This window comes from Bacillus sp. B15-48 (assembly GCF_016879755.1).
In the GTDB taxonomy this organism is placed as follows: domain Bacteria; phylum Bacillota; class Bacilli; order Bacillales; family Cytobacillaceae; genus Mesobacillus_B.
On record NZ_WOFU01000002.1, the window covers coordinates 239561 to 261591 of the forward strand.

Below are 22031 nucleotides of genomic sequence, written 5' to 3' on the forward strand. Positions count from 1 at the left end.
GCGGAATTTTAAGCACAAAGTTTTACACTCATCCATAGTGGAAACTAAAAACACATAATTTTTATCTTAGAAAAACTTCCACAAACATATATACAAATGAAATCCCTTATCTATTTTTCCCATTTCGAACATTTGGTGAAAAACTTAAGAAAAAAACGATTACGCAAAAAATAAAAAAAACGAGTCAATGACTCGTTAAAAGAAGCTATAAAATCATTAAATTAAAGTAAAGGCTTTTGGGGGTTTGTAATTCATTTCTTCTTTCAATTAGTGAGGTAGAAATGATTTCATCATTAACAATTGGAAATTCCATATGTCCGCCACTATTGTTTTTTTGAAATCTTGCACCAGCTATAAATAAGTCGATCCCATCATCCGTTAAAAATCCAATATTCTCCTTATGCACTGAAAAACGATGATAACAATTTTTGGATTCACGCATGCCGTTAGTAATCCTCCTAATTTTTATTTCCTACCTTAAGTATATCTAAAAATTCGGAAAACTTTCGTGACAACTTTATGAATTTTAAAAGGTGTAGGATAACCGATCCTACACCAGGTCTTAAAATCACACTCTCATGTTTTTGGTCTTTTGGCACTAAATCTTGTCCAATACGCTTACAATCTCACTTGCTGCTTGTTCACTATCATCTCCATTTATACAGATGAAATCTCCAGAATAATCTTTTAAAGTATACAGATACTTTGGATCGTAATAGTGTGTAAGTAAGATTGAAATCAGATCCTTATAGCTTCTATCACTAACGGCCTGTTTAATAGATTGGATAATGTCTGGTTTTTTTATTCTTTTTTCGATTCTATTTAGCTTTTCACGTATTTCAGTATGAAACCAATCTTCTCTTTTGTGAGGTAGAACATATTCCGAAAAAATTCTTTCAATTCGATTCTCATATGAGCATTGAATTAAGAAATGGAATCCACTTGCTTTCCGTTCCAACATCAATTGAGGTTGTGAAGCACGGCCAATTCGTTTGCTCTCTGCTTCAACAATAAAATAGTCAGCACCCTTTATTTCAAGCAATCTTTGAAACAATAACGCGTCAAACGTTTTCTGGTTAAAGCCTTCACCGATCCCTATAGACCCAAATAGAGAGCCTCGGTGATTTGCAATTTCTTCAAGGTTTACAACCGGATATCCTTTATCTTGTAGCCATTTTAAAGTATTTGTTTTTCCTGTTCCAGTAAGGCCATGAAGGATAATTGCTTTGCTAGGAAGCAGTTTGGGAATCTGTTCCAAAATATAATTTCGATAGGCCCTGTACCCACCATCCAAGCGAATAGCCAAATGACCCGCTAGTTCAAAAAACGTAGCGACTGACTTGCTTCGCGATCCTCCTCGCCAACAATAAATCACAGTCTTTGCATCCGCTGTTTCAAGATTTTTTATCTCACTTAAAATGGAGGGTAACTTTGGAGTGACTATCTCCATCGCTCTCCATCTGGCTGTTTGATTGCCTTCATTTTTATAAATGATCCCTATTTCCTGGCGCTCTTCATTTGTAAACAAAGGGATATTAACTGAACCAGGAATTGCTGCTTCAGCATATTCAATCGGTGAACGGACATCAACAGGAATATACCCTTTTGATTGCACTAGTTCATCCACTTTAATGTCTTTCATATATAATCAATCCTCCAGAGGAGTTTTAAAGACTTTCTCCAAAACTCTACTATTTTACATCTATATTTTGAGGATTGCAAGCATACCTATATACCTAGAACTGTTATGATAAAGAAACCCCCGTTAAATTACTAATTGCGCGACAGACTTTTTTCCATTCTTTCGGAAATGTATTTAGGCCCTCACTTCGATATAGCGATCCTTTCGTTTCAAGGACAACAGACCATTCTGTTCCATCAACAATTATTCCATCTGTTTGATAAAAACGATCCCAGTCCCATACATGAAAGAAATACAACTTTTCTTTGAACTCTTCCACGGTACCGGTCTTTTTTATGTTTAGTTCTGTGATTTCCCCCGTTTTAACAAATGCCCATTCAAAATAAGTAAACGTATTTTTCTTAAAATCAATATTTACTCTCACTTCAGGACCTGGATAACGATTTGTAATAAAAGTAAATTTTACTGGATCTCTATCTGGGCGAATTGAAACAAAATCTCCATTCATCCTGAACCATTCTCTCCTATGAAAGATCAGTGATTCTAAGTACGGAAGATCTACAATTTCCCCCTGCCCTTTCTTACCTTTATTGAAACTCGTCATTTCATGCCATAAAGTTGGAATTGTTGCTTGACCTTTTTTTTCTAGTATTGTGAAAATCGCTTTATATAGATCCATATCTCTTCCTTTTCCTTCTATTGGTCCCATCGTTAATCATCCTAAGGGGGATGCAAAAATACATATCCCATATTCTTCAAATAAGTATAATAAACAATGTTAGAAAACACTGTAACAAATAGCACTATCAGAAAAAACTTCTATTCAAATATCGACAAGGTTATCAAACTATTTTACTGTTCAAGATTGATTATGTAGTTCTTTGTCTATATTTGCGCTTTCCCAAGAAATAATCATTTCCAAATAAAAAAGAACAGCTAGTACGGATGTACTAGCTGTTCCTTGCTCTTTTTTCTGTTTACATTAAATCTATGTTGTCTTGTTTATTCATTTCCACTTTTCCAGACAACCTATTACGACACACCTTTTGCCTGTTTTATAAAGGAACGAATTTTATTTATATCCTTCTCACCATCCGTTTCAACCCCGCTACTTACATCAACCATAGCCGGTTGAACCGTGTCAATCGCCTTTTTTACATTTTCTGAATCTAGTCCCCCAGCAAGAATGATTTTTCCCCTGTTTTTGTTTCCGGCGGCCAAACCCCATTCAAAACTTGTTCCATTCCCACCCTTATACAGTGCAGGTGGACTATCTAAGAGAATATAATCCGTCTTAAAAGTATCAAGTCTTTTTATATCCTCATCAGAGGAAATACTTAGTGATTTAATGATTGGTTTACCTAGTGCAACATAGTGACCTGGGTTTTCCTCTCCATGTAGTTGAATATGTGTAAGTCCTGCTATTTCAACAATATCCGCAATTTTTTCTAGAGATTCATTAACGAATACTCCGACCTTCCAGATATTCTCCGGTAATTCTTTAATTATCTCTCTAGCTTGTTCTGCACCGATTTGTCTTTTGCTCGTTGCAAACACAAAACCTAACGCATCTGCCCCTGCTTCAACAGCCTGTAGTGCTATTTCCGTTGATCTTACCCCACAAATCTTTACCTTCATTGTTGGATCACACCTTTAAGAGGAATCTTAAAATCTTTAAAAGACTGTCGGAGATTTGCTGTTGACATAAAGGTTTCTCCGACTAAAATTCCATTCGCGCCTGCCTTCGCCACCCTAACAACATCTTCTTTTGTTTTTATTCCGCTTTCACTGATTAATAAAGCACCAGATTCCCGGACAATCTTTCCTAGTCTTTCCGTCGTTTCAAGTCTTACATCAAAGTTTCTTAAATCTCGATTATTAATACCAATTAATTCTGCTCCAATCGCTAATGCTCTATCAAGCTCTGCTTCATCATGAATCTCTACAAGAGCTTCGAGTCCAAGTTGAACGGTATAGTCATAAAGTTCCTTTAGCGTCGCTTTATCGAGGACAGAGGCAATTAGTAGTATCAGATCTGCCCCAGCAACTTTAGCATGACTAATTTGCTTACGTTCTACAATAAAATCCTTACACAGAATTGGCAGATTCACTGCTTTTCGAACCGTTTTGAGATCTTCTAAACTGCCTTTAAAATGGCTATCACAAAGAACAGAAATAGCAGATGCCCCATACTCTTCATACTGTATTGCTTGTTTTACAGGATCCATGTCAACATTGATGATTCCTTTTGAAGGTGAAGCACGTTTAAATTCAGAAATAATACACATTTCTTCTGCTTTTTTCAACTTTCCAATAAAAGAACGCTGTTTTTTTATCTCGCCAATCTCCCCAACTGTTAATTCCTTAAGATGAATAATTTCTTTTCGTTTATCATCAATAATTCTATCTAAGATTGTTTCCACTTTACATCACCACTTTCTTGTATTGATTGCTCTTCTCAATCAGGATGTTCAACTTTTCAAGTGCTGCACCTGAATCAATGCTTTCTATTGCTCGGAAAACCCCTTGCTGAATCGTTTCCGCACGTCCTGCAACATAAATACCAATTCCTGCATTCAGCAAAACGGTATCACGAAATGCTCCTTTTTTCCCCTTCAAAACATTTAATAGAATTTCTGCATTCTCTTTTGAATCTCCCCCTACGATTTGGCGATTATCGTATACAGGAAGACCAACATGTTCGGGGTGTAGTGTTTCTCTATTAATCACCCCATTATCTAGGATTACGAGTTGATTATCACCAGCAAGAGAGGCTTCATCCATTGAACCTGCTCCATTTAATACAACCGCCCGCTTTCGTCCTAATGTATTTAATACTTGTGCAAACAGGTCAAGCAACTCACTTCTGTTACAACCAAGTAATTGATAATCTAGTTCAATAGGGTTTGTCAGTGGGCCAATTGAATTGAATACAGTTGGGATTCCTAAGTCTTTCCTAACCTTCATAATTTTTTTAAGTTTTGGATGTACATGCGGCGCGAACAAAAAGGCTATGCGATTTTCCTCAAGAATTTCTTCGGTCACCTCTGGTGGTAAATTTAATGAAATACCTAATTCTTCAAGTACATCTGCGCTTCCTGTCTTACTAGAAATGCTCCGATTCCCATGTTTAGCAACCGTTATTCCCGCTCCAGCCATGACAAATGCTGAAGTAGTGCTAATATTAAAACTTTTCGATCCGTCCCCACCAGTACCGCAGTTATCGAGCGAGTTTGGGAATTTTTTCGTAAAAGATAAAGAATGGCTTCTCATCGCTTCTACAATCCCTGTGACTTCATTGACGGTTTCTCCTTTCGTCTTAAGCCCAATCATAAACGCAGCAATTTCACTCTCTGTCACATCTTCTAAAAAAATCTTTTTAATTACTTCTGCCGTTTCTTCCCGTGTTAACGATTCTCTTGCTGCTAATTTCTCAAGATAAGATTTCATAAGAACCCGTCTCCTTTCTGACTTCAATTAAAAAATTTTGAAGAAACTTCTTACCCTCAGGTGTTCCAATTGATTCGGGATGAAACTGAAATCCATACAGTTGGTATTCTTTATGTTTAATCGCCATAATCTCATTGTCATCTTTAGAAGTTGCAAGGATTTGTAGTTCATCAGGAAGGCTATTACGTTCAATCACAAGTGAGTGGTAACGCATGACTTCCAGGTGGTCTGGTAAATTTTCAAATAGTAATGTTTGGTTATGTGAAAGGGCTGATATTTTCCCATGCATGATTTTGTTTGCTCTTGTAATTTTGGCGCCAAACGCATGACCAATCGCTTGATGCCCTAGGCATATTCCTAGAATGGGAATCGTTGCTGACAGTTTTTCAATTAATTCAATACATATTCCAGCATTCTCTGGCCTTCCTGGTCCTGGAGAAATAATGATTGCTTCCGGTTTCATTGCCTCAATTTCATTTATCGTTATCTGATCATTTCTTACCACTTTCGGTACGGTTCCAAGTTCGGCTATATATTGATATAAGTTATAAGTAAAGGAATCGTAATTATCTATTAATAACATCATTCGCACGCCTCCTTTAAAGACCTTAGCTTATGGTCGGTTTCATCGTATTCAGTAGCCGGGTCTGAGTCATAAACAATTCCAGCCCCCGCCTGAATAAATGCTTTCCCATCCTTAATGATCATCGTGCGAATCGCCAACGCAAAATCCATATTTCCACAAGCAGAATAGTAACCAATCGCACCTGAATAGGCACCTCGCTTAACATTTTCAAGCTCATTAATGATTTGCATCGCTCGAATTTTTGGGGCACCTGATACAGTTCCAGCTGGCAAACATGAAGCCAACCCTTCCAATGCTGAAGTTCCTATAGCCAACTTCCCACTTACCTCAGAGACAATATGCATGACATGCTGATATCTTTCTATTTCCATAAATTTGTCAATGTTGACACTTCCAATTTCACAAATTCTTCCGATGTCATTTCTTCCAAGGTCAACAAGCATGCGATGTTCAGCTAGCTCTTTCTCATCAGCCATTAATTCTTTTGCTAATTGTTCATCTTCGTCTGAATTCTTTCCTCTTGGTCGAGTTCCAGCAATAGGATTCGTCATGATTTCTAAACCTCTTGCTTTCACTAAACTCTCCGGAGAGGCACCTGCGATTGAGTAACTCCCATAATCAAAAAAATACATGTAAGGGGAGGGGTTTTGTATTCTTAATTTTCTGTAAAAAGAAAATGGTTCGCCTTCTGCATTCGCTTCAAGCCTACGGGATAAAACAACCTGGAAAATATCACCTGCTTCGATATACTCCTTCGCTTTTCGAACCATTTCTTCAAATTCTTCTCTCGTAACATTGGACTTGAATTCTGATAACTTAAACTCATCTTCTTGAATAATAGGTGTTGCATTCGCTAATTCTTGTTTTCGAGCTTTCAATTTATCTTTTAATTCACTGTCAGATATGCCAGGTAGAGGGATTCCGACAATAAAGACTTTCTGTTTTATATGATCAAAGACAATTATTTCATTAAAAATCATCAAATGAGCTTCAGGCATTTGTAAAGGATCTTCACTTTCAGCACCAATATTCTCATAGTCACGAATTATGTCATATCCAATATAGCCAACTGCTCCACCAATAAATGGAATGTCATCAATCGATTGCACTTCAGGCAGATACCTCTTTAAAATATCTAATATCTTCCCTTGTACGCTCTCTTCTCCTTTTACACTTTTAATCGTGACAGAATCCCGAAACCCTTTTAATTCATAGGCTGGTGCGGATCCAATAAAGGAATAACGTCCCTTTTTTTCGTGTTTAAATGAGCTCTCTAACAGAAATTTCTGACTACCCGATATCTTCTGATAAATTGAAATCGGTGTCAGCGTATCCCCTTGAATTTCTTCGGCAAACCCTTTGATTACTTGGCTCTTCACTTCTAAGCTCTCCTCTCTCTTCTCAACTAAAAAAACCCTCTATATACACTTCTAGTGTATATAGAGGGCGATTACGTAAGACCGCGGTGCCACCTCATTTGGAACCAGTTTGATTCCCGCTTTGACGAATGGAATTACTCCATTCCTTTCCAGATAACGGTGGAAATCCGTGCCTCCCTACTAGATGTTCAAAAGGCCTCTTGCAAGCCCATTCCGAAAATCTTTTCGTACCGGTTCTCAGCATCTCCGGCTCTCTGAAACGAAAAGGATTAACGTACTCTTCTTGCGCAACGATTTATTTTTTCATTTAATGTCTGAAAACAAAAAAGGGTTCTCTCCTACAAATAAGGACGAGAAACCCGTGGTGCCACCTTTTTTAGTCATTGACTGACTCACTTTATCATCAAAGCATTTATTGCTTCAATGCTCCCTCTTGTAACGATGAGGTATTCGCCAGAGCCTACTGCCATTCGGGTTCGGTCTGGAGCTCAGAAGTCCATTCACTGCAACATCCATACTGGTTCGCACCATCCACCAGCTCTCTGAAATTTCTGTTTCAGCTACTCTTCTTCGTCACGGCCATCATTTATTGATATTTATATTAAATATAATTCAAAAAATTGTCAAGAGTTTCAAACTAATTTTTGATACCCTCTCCTTCATCCGATGAAAACTCGTTGATTGAGAAACATTTGTGCTTTTCCAAAAAAAGTAATGCTTTTCTTCACACATTTGGTGAAAGATATAAACAATACAAATAAAGGCGGGTAAACGATGAATTACGTGGAAAAATTGTTCGCTAATTCTGAGGGGAAGTCCTCTAAGAAGAATTCAGGCATTAAGAGTCAGAGATGGGCAATTTTATCCATTTCTTCAATTCCTTTAGTAATGACATTAGGAAATTCAATGTTAATTCCAGTTCTCCCTATTTTGGAAAGAGAAATGGGTATTTCATCCCTTCAATCAAGTTTAGTGATTACAGTATATTCTCTTGTTGCGATATTTCTAATCCCGATTGCAGGTTACTTGTCTGACCGTCTCGGCCGAAAAAAGGTAATTATTCCTAGTTTATTTATTACAGCTATAGGTGGCTTTATAGCTGGTTGGGCTACATGGAAAATGGACAATGGGTACTGGTTGTTGCTCGTAGGTCGAGCGTTACAAGGTGCTGGGGCTGCTGGGGCTTTTCCAATTGTACTCCCCTTAGTCGGAGATATGTTTAAAAGCGATGATGATGTCAGCAGTGCCCTTGGTATTATTGAAACTTCCAATACACTCGGAAAAGTTTTAAGTCCCATTTTTGGCGCATTTTTAGCAGGGATTATTTGGTTTTTACCTTTCTTATCGATACCAATTCTATGTGCCATTTCAATTTTACTTATGATTTTCTTTGTCAAAAACCCTAAAAAGAAAGATCCGCAACCATTTACTGAATTTGTAAAAACTGTAAAAGAAATTTTCGCTAAAAATGGCCGGTGGTTATACGCCATTTTCTTTATCGGTATCATTGTTATGTTCGTTTTATTCGGTGTTTTATTTTACCTCTCAGAAATTCTTGAATCACAGTATAATATTAAAAATTTAAAAAAAGGGCTATTCCTTGCACTTCCGCTCGGCGCCCTCTGTTTGTCTTCTTATATCACCGGGAAATTAATAAAAGAAAACCAAGTGATGATGAAGTGGATCGCTTTTGGGGGCCTCGCCCTACTAGGAGGTACGATTGGTATACTTGGGTTTTCAAAAGAGCTTTGGTATTTAATCACTGTCTTTCTTATTGGAGCAATCGGGATTGGTGCGTCTTTACCGCCACTTGATACATTAATCACTGCAAATATTGATAAAAAACAACGGGGAACCATTACTTCCTTCTATAGTTCCATGCGATTTATTGGTGTAGCAGCTGGGCCACCTGTTATCGCATTAATGATGAAGAACTTCGAAAATATGGTCTTTTACCTTTTAACCGGTTTAAGTCTTGCTGGTGCTCTCGTTATTTTAATGGCTATTAAACCAACAAAAAAAGGTGCATAAATAGTATAAGTCCCGCTCTTTCATAAGAGTGGGACGCTTCATTTCATTTAATTTTCAGTCCATTTATAATCTTTACTACTTCTTGATTAAACTGCAAATATTTCTTCGTAACAATTTGATGAGCAACCTTTTTTATAATGATTGTCTTAACATTTGGGATTCTCTTTTTGTAAAAACGAATATGTTTATTTGTAAAATCCCGGGATCCATAAAACAAATAGACGGGCATTTCTAACTCATGAAGTCGATCTAAACAGGAGTAGTGTACAGATTCATGATAACAATGAAACCAGGTTTTCTGACTCGTCTTTATCATATGATTATAAATTAGATCTCTAACTTGCTTATCTTCCGTATGTGCGGTCGCAATGCCTCTCGCTAACAAACGAGGATGGTGCTTGACCATATACATTCCCACTATGTGCTCATATTTTAATATATACGACTGCACTTCTGGAAAACACCCACACAACATAAGAGCTAATGTTCTATCCGGATAATTCAAAGCGAATTCTTGAGCGTAATTTCCTCCCGTTGAATATCCGCAAATTACGGCTTTGTCAATTCCTAAATGATCAAGAAGCGTTCGGATTTCCTCGACATAATCGGTTGTTGAAAAAACGGCTTTATTCGTCTTCGTATCACCATGACCTCCTAAATCTGGTAGGATTAAGCGTAAATGGTTTTGTAGAGGCTTTTGATAATGAAAAACGTTTCTTCCCATTGCCGGTGGATGCAGCATGACAATTGGGGTACCTGTTCCATAATCATCATAGTACATATTTCCATACTTCAAATGACAAAACGGCATAAGTGGCGCTCCTTTAGAATTCTTAATATTCGTTGTTATCTTGCCACAATAAAAACTTTCCATACTTGTGCCGTAAAATCATTTTTTAGCCTTAAATTGCAAAAAAGAAAGCAGCAAAATCTGCTTTCCCATTCATTCGGTTCGAGGTTTTCCAGGATCACAATCTGGAGATTCTTTACTAGTTGATTCTGCCACTTTTATCAGGTAATAACATTCTTCTCTGAACATATGATCGGCCATTAAAGGAGCTAGAGATCCAAGAACCTTATTGTTCAATCCCATCTCTTCTAATTCCTGTAAAAAGCCCATAAATAATCTCATTTCAAGCGAGACTTCGGTATTCATACGATCCAGAGCAGGAAATGATGAAAGATTCGTCCGTAAGTACCCGGCCATTTCTACCGCTTTTAAATAGAAATCTTCGAAATGCTCGGTGAATTTTGCACTTTGCTCTTTTAATCTTTTTTCCGTTTGATCTAAATTATCGTTTATTGCTCCTGCATGACCAGCAGCATCCAATAACCACACTTGATGATGGTGAAGTTCATGAAAAATTTGGGGAACTTGTGATTTTTTCAAATACTCTAATACCCGGATATATTCTTCTACCTCATTAACCATATGATTTAAAAAACTAGGTGTAAACAAAATCCGAACATCCCCTAATAATAAGCCCTTAATTAACTCTAATTTAAAGGCACGTATTTTCCGGGCCTCTTCGTCTGCCTTTTTGCTTAGTTGCAGAAAATCCATAGTGTCTACCTGCTTTAAAAGCTGATCAAATGTGTGAATGAAATACGTGGCAGTCTCAATATGCTGTTGTTCCATAGGATCAACAGCTTCACGAATAAACCTTCCATGGTCACCGAGTACTTGAAGCCAAAAACGGTGTTCAAACTTAGCTGCTTTTTGAAAATCCATTTTTCCTCTCCCTCCACATCCAATTCATAAAAGCATATCAGAATGAATAAAAATTATGTCTGTCCCGGGGAAATCTTAAAAAGGGCTGACGGATTTTCTAATCATAAATGTTGTATTCTCCCTTTCAAGTTAATAAAAATAAGGTTCTATACCCTTAATTTAAAAATATGTTAATTAGTGAAAAGAGGTGATCTGCATGAATCGGGTACAAACAATTCCTTTTTTAACAACTAGGAGTCTCGTTCCGGAGAATCAAGAATCGCCAATTTCCTTCCTGAATAAATGGAAAACTCCTTTACATTATTTTTACCGTCGAAATCACTTCACCTATCCGGTGTTAACCCCACAAAACTTTTGGTTACAAATAACAGGAGACGCCGCAAAACCACGATACTTTCATTATAATGAACTTTTAACGATGCCTTCTAAATCAATAATCGTCCCTATAGAATGTGCTGGAAATAAGCGGGCACATTTTTCCCCAAAAACGTATGGAGAGCAATGGCAAGATGGAGCAATCAGCCAAGGGAAGTGGACGGGAGTACCGTTAAAACGATTATTAGAACAGGTTGAAATTTCTAAAGAGACAAAGGAGGTTGTTTTTGAAGGCGCAGACGCTGGAAAAAAAACAGGGGAAGAAAATGTGGTCCCATATAAAAGAAGTCTGCCGATTGAAGTTGCTTTACATCCAGATACAATCATTGCCTACCATTATAATAATCAGCCGCTCAATTTTAGGCATGGATATCCATTCAGGTTAATCATTCCAAACTGGTATGGGATGGCATCTGTAAAATGGCTAAAAAGCATACAGGCGATTAAACGGCCGTTTAAAGGGCCGTTTCAAACAGAGGACTATATTTATTATCCATATAAAAATGAAGATAATGATGAGGATCAATTTCCAGTCACTATTTTAAATGTAAACTCCACTATTCAACAACCCATTGACCGTTCGATTCTAAATACAGGTACTCACCAAATTATTGGAATCGCATGGACAGGGAAGGGAAAAATTGCTGAAGTACAATTAAGTTTTGATAAGGGAATTAAATGGGAAACTGCAACTCTTAGCTCTCATCCAAGTGAACCTTACTCTTGGACGAAATGGTCCTTAACCTGGACTATTGAAAAACAAGGAGAATATACAGTTTATTCAAGGGCAAAGGATTCGACTGGTCGAATTCAACCATTAACTCCCTTTTGGAATCGAAAGGGATATGGCTATAACGCGATTTCTAAAATTAAAGTAAAAGTGGAATAAGCAAGCGAAAACCGCACATCATGTGCGGTTTTTTATTTTCTGAGTTTAATAAGAAAGCGATGCATATGCCGATAACGTTTAGGAATTCCCCAATCGCTCATCGTAATCGTCACGTAATGAAGATGAGAAATCCAAGTTATTTTGTGAACTCGATTTATTCAAAGCTAATATTACCTTATACGATTTTCATACACAGCTTATGTTATGAATAATTATTTTGAATTTTAATAATTCTTTTTGTTTACTTCTGAGTTGAATAGTAAATAGGCTATACTATTAATATCAACTCGAGCAAAGGATTTCGACTTATGAAGATTCCAAAGAGATTTCGTTTCATTGGTGGAAGGATTGTCAAAACTGGATTAGCCGTATTTATTACAGCTCTTATTTGTCATCTGTTAAATTGGCCAGCAATGTTTGCTGTTATCACAGCAATTGTCACGATTGAGCCGACCGCAGCCGATTCCATAAAAAAAGCGTTTGTTCGCTTTCCGGCCTCTGCCATTGGTGCTGGTTTCTCCGTACTCGCTACTTTTCTTTTTGGAGATCGGCCGATTTCTTATGCATTTGTAGCCGTCGCGACAATCATCTCTTGTCATAAATTGAAATTACACGACGGGACTTTAGTTGCAACTTTAACTGGTGTGGCAATGATATCAACCGTTCATGATGAATATTTATCTTCCTTTTTTATTAGACTCGGAACGACCTGTACCGGTTTAATTGTTTCATCTCTCGTTAATTTTTTAGTTATGCCTCCTAAATATTCACTGACAATCAGTCAGGGAATTCGCACTCTCTATATGATGGCGGGAGATATTCTTAACAAAAGGGGAACAGAAATACTTCAGGAACAAGCAAGTGATAAGGAGCTACGCAATACATTCTATCACCTAGTACAGGAAATCGAAAAAACGGAAACACTCTGTACATACCAAAAAAGAGAATGGAAATTCCATCGCCCTAAACGAATTGAAATTCAAAATTTTCTTTATGAATATAAAAAATTAAACATATTAAGACAAGTAACGTATCATATTGGAAACTTAATATACCTTCCTTCACATCATTTCACCTTAGGACCTAGCAAGTGCAATGTAATTATGGATACAATCCACTCGATTAGAAGTATTTACTATGATCCAAATTTCACAATAAAAAAACGTCATTATGAAAATATTGATACGATGAAAGAACTTTTTTCAGCACAAAAATCATTTATGAAAATTGAAATGGCAAAGAGTGAACATCTACAATATTTTTCATCTGAGACTGTTGTTATATATGAATTATTATCAATCCATGAATTGACAGAGGAACTGAGCAAAACAAAAATACTACAACTTAAACGATTAAAACGAAAATCGGGATCTCTAATAGAGAACGAGAGGGAGATGTCATATCATGATTAAATATACAGGAGAACGTGTGATTCCAAAATTAATGAAGCCCACAAATGGACTTTTATTAGAACATATTGCAAGATACCATTTTGCGATTCCTTATGCAAAAGGGCGCGTTCTTGATTTCGCTTGTGGCAGTGGTTTTGGTAGTAATATTATTGCAAAGGCCGCTAAAAAAGAAGTGGACGAGATTATTGCGGTTGATATTGATGAAAGTACCATCACATATGCTAAAGGAACTTATCATCACCCCCTTATTCGCTTTCAAATGGCAAATGTTGTTGAACCAGAACTACCACAGAGATTAGGGCAGTTTGATTTAATTGTTAGTTTTGAAACGCTTGAACATGTTGAGCAAGAGCATCAATTTATGGATAATATTTTTCAAATGTTAAAGCCTAATGGGAAGTTGATTATTTCTACTCCATTTGGACAAGGCCGTGGGAAACCAACCAGTGAACCATTTCATGTTCATCAACTTAATACGGACGAGTTTCACTCTCTTTTTGAAAAATATACTGAAAAGGAATTTTATTATCAACGAGGAGTTTTAGTCGAACCAGGGCGAGCTGGTCTCCACTATCCAATTGGGATTGCAGTGTGCACGAAGTGAATGACAAAATGCAAAAGACACTAACTCAACGGTTAGTGTCTTTTTTAGTAGCTCCTTGCAGGAAGCTATTCGGTAACAATAATAGGGCCCTCTTTTGTTAAAATGATTGTATGTTCGTATTGAGCGACAAAGCTATTCTCAGTTACATATGTCCAGCCATCGTCTAATTGGAAAACCTCTTCTTCGCTAGTTGAGATAAATGGTTCGAAGGCGATAACCATCCCGTCTTTTAGAATTTCATCGTCCCATTTTTCATGATAATTGTAAATATGATCTGGTTTTTCATGAATGGTCCGACCAATTCCATGGCCTGTTAGGTTCATAATTACCGTTAATCCATGTTTTCTTGCTGTTTGAATAACCTCTTTGCCTATTCTATTTTTCTTGGATCCAGGTTTCGCTTTTTTTAAGCCTGCCTCGAATGCTTCTTTAGCGACTTCACAAATTTTCTTTTTAATTTCATCCCCTTCGCCTACAACAAATGAAATTCCTGTATCTGCAAAATAACCATTTTTCGAACCTGAAACATCAATATTAACTAAATCCCCCTCTTTAATTACTCGCTTACCGGGAATTCCATGTGCCACTTCTTCATTTACACTGATACATGTAAAACCAGGAAAATCATATTCACCTTTTGGAGCAGAGACAGCACCCGCCTTTTCAAACAATTCTCCAGCTAAATCATCAAGCTCTTTCGTCGTGATCCCTGGCTTTGTCTTTGCCACAAGTTCATCTCGGATGCGAGCACAAATGTTTCCAATTTCTTTCAATGCTTGAATATCTTCTTGTGTTTTTGCAATCATTGTCAATACCACCTATTTTCGACTTCTATTTTATACGTTATCGATTTTACCTTGATATATGGAATAAATTCAAATCAAAGCACCATTATGTATTTTACATGAAAAAACAGACCTTTAATCATTCAAAGATCTGTATGGGAGTAGCATTAACTTAAATCGACGTTATGGTATACTTGTCTAACATCTTCTAAGTCTTCTAAAGCATCAATCATCTTTTCAAATTGTTCTTGTGCTTCAGCTGATAATTCTACTTCATTTTGTGGAAGCATCGTCAGCTCAGCAATCGTAAACTCGGTTACGCCTATGTTTTTGAACGCCTCTTGGATGGCATGAAATTGGTCAGGTTCTGCGTAGATAATGACCGTTTCCTCTTCTTCAAGAATATCCCGCACTTCTACATCTGCTTCCATCATCAACTCTAGTACTTCATCGGCTGTTTTGCCTTCGATGCCTAAGACTGCAGTTGCATCAAACATATATGATACAGATCCGCTCACACCCATATTCCCGCCATTTTTACCAAACGCAGCACGAACATCGGATGCTGTCCGATTTACGTTATTCGTTAACGCATCGACAATGACCATTGCTCCATTTGATCCAAACCCCTCATATCGAAGCTCATCATATGTTTCATCGTCGCCTCCCTTTGCTTTATCAATAGCACGCTCGATAATCGTTTTCGGGACATTGTATGTCTTCGCTCGTTCAAGTACAACTTTAAGCGCTTGATTTAGCTCGGGATCAGGCTCACCTTGTTTGGCTGCCACATAAATTTCACGGCCAAATTTCGCATAAATTCGGCTCGTATTCGCATCCTTTGAAGCTTTTTTCTCTTTAATATTGTTCCATTTACGGCCCATCATGAACACTCACTTTCAACTATGAGATTTACATAAAAATATTAATATGAAAAGACAACTTCTTCAACTCTTTTCATGAATAAAATATTTTTTCTAATGCGAATCTGATTCTCCATCACATTTCCTATTGTTAATATATCTCACTTTTCTGGATGGATAATGGAAAAAATAAAAAAGTTTCACCTTAAAGATGAAACTTTTTTATCATTAGAAATTAGTTTTATTTAAAATGCTTAATTAGTAACCGGAATCATTAACCTGTCACATTGAAGCTATGATTGTTCACCACTTCTAATTCTTTTGTAGTTGATTCCATATCACTTTTACAAATCGGGCATGCCGGAACTGCACTACTTTTAAAATTGTCACGGACCCAGCACTTACATTGATCTGAGGTACAAACCCAAATCTTTGTTTCTGCAGTGACAATTTCCTCAGGAGGTTTTCTTCCAAATGCCATTTCCCTCACGCTCCATTTCAATTAATTAAAATTGGCTTGGTGGATTCATTACAAAAAGATTGGCAAAACTTTTTATAATAAATCAATAAAACAAAAAAATCAATCCTTTTTTAATAATACCATACAATCACTAAAAATCCAAACTTTAAATAACGGCCCATCCTTTAATATTATGTACATAATCGAAAAGAATACTCATCATTTAATGTAATTCTTTCCTTCTCTTTTATAAATTATTTGTTGTACAAGCTGCATAGTTAGAATACATATAATACAGCAACTGATTTTTTTAAAAGCAATGGAGGTCTTTGTATTGAGTGTTTTTTTTAGTTATGTAATTCTTGGATTATCGTTAGCTGCGCCAATTGGACCAGTTAATGCAGCACAGATGGACAAAGGGATTCGTAGCGGTTTTTTCCATTCTTGGATTTTAGGGTTAGGAGCACTAACAGCCGATATCATTTACATGATTGCCATTTTTTTAGGCGTCTCACACTTCCTTCAAACACCTTTTATGCAAACCTTTCTATGGCTTTTTGGTTTTTTTGTGCTTTTATACACTGGTATTGAAACAATTCTTGGTGCGGGAAAAGTTGTAATGCATCAAGATAAAAGGACAGAAACCGTTTGGAAATCTTTTCTATCCGGATTTTTAATGTCAATATCAAACCCATTAACCATATTATTTTGGTTGGGGATATACGGATCTGTCCTTGCAAAAACAGCTTCTAGTTATGGAAAAAGTGAATTAATATTATACAGTTCAGCAATTATTTTGGGACTAATTATTTGGGATATAACGATGGCATTAATATCAAGCAGTTTTAGAAAAATATTAACTACTCGGCTCCTCACCGTTATTTCCATTCTATCTGGATTCTCATTAATTGGCTTTGCTCTTTATTTTGGGATGAAAGCAGTAAATGTCCTGCTTACCAATTAAATGAAACTTGTAGAGGAGCATTTAAATTATTGGAATCTTGGCCGTGGTACTTTTGCATCCTTTTCCTTTTTCTTTTTCCTCTTATTTACAGTATTTCTTATAACCAATATTAGTCCGATTAATGCAATAAAAATAACTGAAATAAAAAAGCCTGGACGACTTTCGCGGTCAAATAATGTGCCACTAACAGCCAAAACAATTAAAAGAATCGCTCCAAACCTTTTGGTTTGATCAAAGGTAGTTAGTTTGATAATTTTTTTGTATGAAAATAAAAGGAATAACCAATTATACATCAGCATTAAACCAGCGGCTGTTGTTAAATATTCATAAATTCGATCCGGCATCGCTAAAGCTAAGACGATTGAAGCGATTAACCCTAGTATAGTTAGGGAAAGAGCGAAATGAGGAACTTTAAGTTTCCCTTTTTTCGCTAAAGCTTTTGGAGCATCACCATCTTTAGACAATGTAACAATCATACTAGTTACAGCAAATAATGAGGCACACATTGTTGAAAAGCCAGCAATAATCATTGCCCCATTAAAAAGATGTGGCACAAGCGGAAGTTGATAATGGTCCAAAGCGGTGACAAATGGGCTCTCTTTTGTTGAAAAATCGTTAAAAGGGACAAGTAGTACTGTAAAGGCAATCGAAAACAAATAAATTGTTGCTAATAACAGCAACATGATCTTTCCTGCCTTCGGTGCATCATTTTTGTTTTTTAGTCTTGGAGCCATTATTCCCATTATTTCGATTCCGCCAAAGGCATAAAAACCGAAAATTAATGCTGTCCACAAACCCATATATCCACCAGGAAAAAATTGATCGAGGGTACGTGTCATGTTAACTTCATGTCCAAGCCCTCTAAATACACCAAATACAGCCAACGTGGCTATAACTAAAAACATAAAAATCGCAGCCACCTTAATGACAGCGAATATATTTTCCATTTTTTCAAAACCGCTTGTTCCTGTTAGTACTACGCCTATCCCTAAAACGGCAAATATGGCAGCAAACACCCAAAGAGGGATATCAGGGAACCAAAAACGTGAAAATAACGATAATGCAGTTAACTGGCTTCCCATAATTAGGAGTTCCGAACTCCAGTATACCCACCCACTAGAAAATCCGGCCCAGTTCCCGTATGCTTTTTTTGCATAGGAGCGAAATGACCCTTTTTGCGGGTCCTTTGCTGCCATTTTTGCCAGTGCATCAAATACAAGATAAGTGCCTAGTGCCGCAACTGCAAATACAATGATGGCAGATGGTCCAGTTCTGGTTATCGCTAGTGCGGAACCTAGAAAAAAACCTGTTCCAATAATACAACCGATACCGATCATTGAGAGCTGCCACCATGCGAGCTTTGCTTCTTTTGCGGAACCTTTTTTCTTGCTCATTGTGTTGTATCCCTCCCTATATCATCTCAACTATTGTTTGAAACATTGGGAAGATTTATGTAAAAATCATAACTATAGTACGAATGATCTTTTTCACAAAATCCACCCTTCTATTGTGCTACTTAAAGTTGTGCATAAATTGTTCGTTGTTTTTGTTTTGCTTCGATAAGATATATAATAGGGAAAAGAAAATATAAAGGGTGATAAAAACATGCAAATTAGTGGACATACCGTTGAAATACTTGGCGACCCATTTGGCCTGCTCAAAGGGGACAGATATGAGTTTTATTTACATATCGATGTTGATGAGGAAGACGAACTTTATACAGAAAATGGATTATTATTAAAAGTCATTTTTTCAGTAGAAAATGGAGATTCAAAAATTCTCCAATATTATTTTATTGAACGTACATCAGAGAAAATCCTTGAGTTTGCATTGGAAGATGACGAAGAAAAGCTAATTATTGATTATTGTCACAACCATATCCCAATAGTTGACACCAACTAAAAAAAGAGCATGATTGCTCTTTTTTTACTTTCAACAATATCGAATTTCCATCCGTAATTATGCTTGTTTTTTTACTTTTGTCCCTGTTTTTTTTCGTTTTGTCGTTTCTTTCTTCGGTTTTTCGGTAGCAGTTGGCTTTGTTCTGTCAATCGACGCTTGAAGTGCTGCCATCAAATCGGTTACATTTGCTGCTGGTTGTTTTTCTTTTGCTGTAACCGTTTCTTTCCCCGTTCGCTTGCTTTCGATTAATTCAAGTAATGCCGTTCGATATTCATCTGTATATTTTTCTGGTTCGAACGTAGTTGTCAACTGATTTATAAGCATAATTGCTGTTTCGAGTTCTTTTTCAGTCACTTTATCCTCAACGGGAACATTAGGTACGTCCACAGAATTCCTCACTTCATCTGGGAAATGGATGGTTTCCATCACAAGTGTGTTTTCATAAACACGAACAAGGGCAAGCTGCTCCTTAGCTCGAATGATAATTTTTGCAATTCCAACTTTCTGTGATTGTTCAAGTGCCTTCCTTAGTAATGAATAGGCCTTAGTGCCACCCTCATTTGGTGACATGAAATAACTTCGGTTGTAGTAGATAGGATCAATTTCTTCTATACTCACAAAATCCATGATTTCTACCGCTTTTTCTTCATTTTCTTTACGAAGATTTTCGAGTTCATCGTCTTCAAGAACGACAAACTTTCCTTTCGTATACTCATATGCCTTAACGATATCATCTGGGTTTAACTCTTCTTCGCATACGGAACAAACTTTTTCGTATTTGACAGGCGAATGACATTTTTTATGCAAAGTCCTTAATTTTATATCTTTATCTTCTGTAGCCGTATGAAGCTTGATTGGGATATTAACTAACCCGAAAGAAATGCTTCCTTTCCACATCGTATGCATAGATAATAACTCCATTCTTTTTACGTTTAATTTGCAATTAAAATGATGTTTCAATTCGTAAAAATATTTGCCAAAGGATTAGATTCTGATTTTTTAGGTAAACTAAATTTTAGTCTTTCTAGTGTAGGACTATATTTCCAACCAGAAAGGAGCTATTTAATGATGAAGCCTATGTTACCAACCCTTCAATTCGAAACCCCTAAAGGAGACGATTGGCATTTTGAAGTAAAATATGATGGGTTTCGTGCTTTCCTTGAATGGGAGGAAGATATTAAGCTTACAAGCAGAAATAGAAAGTCATTATTAGAAATATTTCCAGAAATTAATGAATTTTTACGATTAAATGAAGATCGTTTAAAAGCCTATTTGCCTTTCATTCTTGATGGGGAACTTGTTCACTTAGAAAATGCCTATAAAGCAAATTTTAATGCAATCCAAATTAGGGGGCGCATGCGCTCATTAGAAAAGATTAAAGAGAAAGCAAAAAGCATTCCTTGTAGATTGCTTATTTTTGATGTTTTGAAACTCGGGGGCGAAGACTTAACAAAGAAACCTTATCATGAACGAAGAAAAATTCTTGAAACGTTTTTTACGCAATTAAATTTTCCAATTTTCCCCGATAATAGAAGTGCACAGCTTCTTCAACTCGTTCCTTCAGAAAAACAACTAGAAAAGTTATGGGAATCAATACAGTTAAGTGATGGCGAAGGAATCGTGGCAAAACAGATCAATAGTCCTTGGGAAGAGGGAAAAAGAACAACTCAGTGGATAAAAATTAAAAATTGGAAATATGTTTCTTGCTTTATTACTGCCTATGAAAAATCAAATGGCTATTTTTATGTCGGTGTTTTTCGACAAGGAGAAACTTTCCCATTGGGGGCCGTTTTATTTGGATTTAAACCAGATGAAAAGACAGCATTGTTTCAAATTATAAAAGAAAATCATTCACATGAAGACAAACGTTTTATTTATGTTAATCCAGCAATTTGCCTTGAAGTGAAATATTTAGAAATGTATAAAGCCCAAATGCGGGAGCCTCATTTTCATCAATTTCGCTTTGAGTTAAAGCCTGAAGAGTGCACGTATAATCAATTTCTTCAACAACAGAAAAATTTCCCAATTGAGGTAGAAGTTACACATCCAGATAAACCAATATGGGAAAACCCTCTAATAAAAAAAATGGATCTAATCAACTATTTGCGGGAAGTTGCACCGTTTATGTTACCGTTTTTGAAAGACCGCTTGCTAACAGTGATCCGTTATCCTCACGGAATATTCGGGGAGGCTTTTTATCAAAAAAACACACCAGATTATGCCCCCGATTTTGTGGAAACAACTTTTTCAGAAGGAATTAATTATATCATTTGCAATGATTTAAAAACGCTATTATGGTTAGGAAACCAAATTGCATTAGAATACCATATCCCATTCCAAACGAGAAATAATACCCATCCAGACGAAATCGTTTTTGATCTTGACCCACCTTCAAAAGATTATTTTCATCTTGCCATTGAAGCAGCATTAATAATTAAAGAAGTGGTAGATCATCTTGAACTTATTAGCTTTATAAAAACATCAGGGAACAAAGGACTTCAAGTGTATATTCCACTTCCAAAAAACAAATATACGTATAACGATACAAGATTATTTACATCATTTATTGCTGATTATCTTATTTCGAAGAATCCTGATGCTTTTACAACGGAAAGGCTTAAAAAGCACCGTGGCAATCGACTTTATGTGGACTATATTCAACATGCAGAAGGGAAAACGATTATCTGCCCGTTTTCTCCACGTGGTACATCACAAGCCACTGTAGCAGCTCCGTTGTTTTGGAATGAGGTCAATGAAAACTTATCGATTTCAGCTTTCAAAGTAAATAATATGATTTCTCGGTTAACAGAAAAAGGGTCGCCCTTTGCCGATTATTTTATAGCCAAGGATATCCAAAATTTTCAGCCCGTTCTCGATTTTTTACGAAAAAAAAGATAAGCGTATGAATCCCGCACTAGAGAATAAAAAAAGCAACCGCCTTTTATCGGTTGCTCTTT

22 protein-coding genes and 2 other annotated features are annotated in these 22031 nt (G+C 36.5%); of the genes, 7 read left to right on the forward strand and 15 right to left on the reverse strand.

Annotation, left to right across the window (positions count from 1 at the left end):
- Window positions 1-205 precede the first annotated feature (205 nt).
- The 8 genes from GNT69_RS06645 to trpE all read right to left on the reverse strand — a co-directional run bounded on the left by GNT69_RS06645 (window position 206) and on the right by trpE (window position 7057).
- A complete protein-coding gene (locus GNT69_RS06645; protein WP_203554187.1) occupies window positions 206-442 on the reverse strand; it encodes a hypothetical protein in 237 nt (78 codons plus the stop codon).
- 156 nt (window positions 443-598) lie between these two features.
- Window positions 599-1642 carry a tRNA 2-selenouridine(34) synthase MnmH gene (gene mnmH, locus GNT69_RS06650; protein ID WP_203554188.1) on the reverse strand — a complete coding sequence of 348 codons (1044 nt, stop codon included), beginning with the start codon at window positions 1640-1642 and terminating at the stop codon, window positions 599-601.
- Between the two features lie 103 nt (window positions 1643-1745).
- Window positions 1746-2351: a hypothetical protein gene (locus GNT69_RS06655; protein WP_203554189.1), complete on the reverse strand. Its 606-nt coding sequence runs from the start codon at window positions 2349-2351 to the stop codon at window positions 1746-1748.
- Between the two features lie 323 nt (window positions 2352-2674).
- Window positions 2675-3280, reverse strand: coding sequence for a phosphoribosylanthranilate isomerase (locus GNT69_RS06660; RefSeq protein WP_203554190.1), 606 nt, complete (start codon window positions 3278-3280; stop codon window positions 2675-2677).
- The gene (gene trpC / locus GNT69_RS06665; RefSeq protein ID WP_203554191.1) at window positions 3277-4065 is read right to left on the reverse strand and encodes an indole-3-glycerol phosphate synthase TrpC; all 789 of its coding nucleotides are present in this window, start codon (window positions 4063-4065) and stop codon (window positions 3277-3279) included. The genes GNT69_RS06660 and trpC overlap by 4 nt, the downstream gene beginning before the upstream one ends.
- A gap of 1 nt (window position 4066) precedes the next feature.
- Window positions 4067-5092, reverse strand: a complete 1026-nt coding sequence (trpD, locus tag GNT69_RS06670) for an anthranilate phosphoribosyltransferase (RefSeq protein WP_203554192.1) — start codon at window positions 5090-5092, stop codon at window positions 4067-4069.
- Window positions 5076-5678 (reverse strand): anthranilate synthase component II, encoded by a 603-nt coding sequence (locus GNT69_RS06675; RefSeq protein WP_203554193.1) that lies wholly within the window; start codon window positions 5676-5678, stop codon window positions 5076-5078. Before GNT69_RS06675 ends, trpD begins: the two co-directional genes overlap by 17 nt.
- Entirely contained in the window at window positions 5675-7057 is a 1383-nt protein-coding gene (gene trpE / locus GNT69_RS06680) for an anthranilate synthase component I (RefSeq protein WP_203554194.1), read from the reverse strand. The genes GNT69_RS06675 and trpE overlap by 4 nt, the downstream gene beginning before the upstream one ends.
- 60 nt (window positions 7058-7117) lie before the next feature.
- Window positions 7118-7357 (reverse strand) — a binding site (T-box leader).
- A gap of 43 nt (window positions 7358-7400) precedes the next feature.
- Window positions 7401-7643: a binding site (T-box leader), on the reverse strand.
- A 188-nt stretch (window positions 7644-7831) separates the two neighbouring features.
- On the opposite strand from trpE, the gene GNT69_RS06685 reads away from it, so the two are divergent.
- Window positions 7832-9088, forward strand: a complete 1257-nt coding sequence (locus GNT69_RS06685) for an MFS transporter (protein ID WP_203554195.1) — start codon at window positions 7832-7834, stop codon at window positions 9086-9088.
- A gap of 43 nt (window positions 9089-9131) precedes the next feature.
- On the opposite strand, the gene GNT69_RS06690 is transcribed toward GNT69_RS06685, so the two are convergent.
- Window positions 9132-9899, reverse strand: a complete 768-nt coding sequence (locus GNT69_RS06690) for an alpha/beta fold hydrolase (protein ID WP_203554196.1) — start codon at window positions 9897-9899, stop codon at window positions 9132-9134.
- A 132-nt stretch (window positions 9900-10031) separates the two neighbouring features.
- Window positions 10032-10820, reverse strand: coding sequence for a DUF2935 domain-containing protein (locus GNT69_RS06695; protein ID WP_203554197.1), 789 nt, complete (start codon window positions 10818-10820; stop codon window positions 10032-10034).
- A gap of 196 nt (window positions 10821-11016) precedes the next feature.
- On the opposite strand from GNT69_RS06695, the gene GNT69_RS06700 reads away from it, so the two are divergent.
- The 3 genes from GNT69_RS06700 to GNT69_RS06710 all read left to right on the forward strand — a co-directional run bounded on the left by GNT69_RS06700 (window position 11017) and on the right by GNT69_RS06710 (window position 14100).
- The gene (locus GNT69_RS06700; RefSeq protein WP_203554198.1) at window positions 11017-12084 is read left to right on the forward strand and encodes a sulfite oxidase; all 1068 of its coding nucleotides are present in this window, start codon (window positions 11017-11019) and stop codon (window positions 12082-12084) included.
- A gap of 308 nt (window positions 12085-12392) precedes the next feature.
- Window positions 12393-13496: an aromatic acid exporter family protein gene (locus GNT69_RS06705; protein WP_203554199.1), complete on the forward strand. Its 1104-nt coding sequence runs from the start codon at window positions 12393-12395 to the stop codon at window positions 13494-13496.
- Complete coding sequence (locus GNT69_RS06710) at window positions 13489-14100, forward strand: class I SAM-dependent methyltransferase (protein WP_203554200.1); 612 nt, start codon at window positions 13489-13491, stop codon at window positions 14098-14100. The genes GNT69_RS06705 and GNT69_RS06710 overlap by 8 nt, the downstream gene beginning before the upstream one ends.
- 65 nt (window positions 14101-14165) lie before the next feature.
- Here GNT69_RS06710 and map read toward each other — a convergent pair whose 3' ends face one another.
- The 3 genes from map to GNT69_RS06725 form a co-directional block, all read right to left on the reverse strand.
- Complete coding sequence (map, locus tag GNT69_RS06715; RefSeq protein WP_203554201.1) at window positions 14166-14906, reverse strand: type I methionyl aminopeptidase; 741 nt, start codon at window positions 14904-14906, stop codon at window positions 14166-14168.
- A gap of 146 nt (window positions 14907-15052) precedes the next feature.
- Window positions 15053-15769, reverse strand: a complete 717-nt coding sequence (locus tag GNT69_RS06720) for a YebC/PmpR family DNA-binding transcriptional regulator (RefSeq protein ID WP_203554865.1) — start codon at window positions 15767-15769, stop codon at window positions 15053-15055.
- Between the two features lie 253 nt (window positions 15770-16022).
- Window positions 16023-16229, reverse strand: coding sequence for a cold-shock protein (locus GNT69_RS06725; protein ID WP_203554202.1), 207 nt, complete (start codon window positions 16227-16229; stop codon window positions 16023-16025).
- A 313-nt stretch (window positions 16230-16542) separates the two neighbouring features.
- Between GNT69_RS06725 and GNT69_RS06730 the strand changes: the two genes are divergently transcribed.
- Entirely contained in the window at window positions 16543-17172 is a 630-nt protein-coding gene (locus tag GNT69_RS06730; RefSeq protein ID WP_203554203.1) for a LysE family transporter, read from the forward strand.
- A gap of 26 nt (window positions 17173-17198) precedes the next feature.
- Here the strand turns inward: GNT69_RS06730 and GNT69_RS06735 are convergent, their stop codons facing one another.
- Entirely contained in the window at window positions 17199-18566 is a 1368-nt protein-coding gene (locus GNT69_RS06735; RefSeq protein ID WP_203554204.1) for an amino acid permease, read from the reverse strand.
- 211 nt (window positions 18567-18777) lie between these two features.
- On the opposite strand from GNT69_RS06735, the gene GNT69_RS06740 reads away from it, so the two are divergent.
- Complete coding sequence (locus GNT69_RS06740; protein ID WP_203554205.1) at window positions 18778-19074, forward strand: DUF6509 family protein; 297 nt, start codon at window positions 18778-18780, stop codon at window positions 19072-19074.
- Between the two features lie 57 nt (window positions 19075-19131).
- On the opposite strand, the gene ku is transcribed toward GNT69_RS06740, so the two are convergent.
- The gene (gene ku / locus GNT69_RS06745; RefSeq protein ID WP_203554206.1) at window positions 19132-19980 is read right to left on the reverse strand and encodes a non-homologous end joining protein Ku; all 849 of its coding nucleotides are present in this window, start codon (window positions 19978-19980) and stop codon (window positions 19132-19134) included.
- A 162-nt stretch (window positions 19981-20142) separates the two neighbouring features.
- On the opposite strand from ku, the gene GNT69_RS06750 reads away from it, so the two are divergent.
- Window positions 20143-21972: a DNA ligase D gene (locus tag GNT69_RS06750; RefSeq protein ID WP_203554866.1), complete on the forward strand. Its 1830-nt coding sequence runs from the start codon at window positions 20143-20145 to the stop codon at window positions 21970-21972.
- Window positions 21973-22031: the final 59 nt, after the last annotated feature.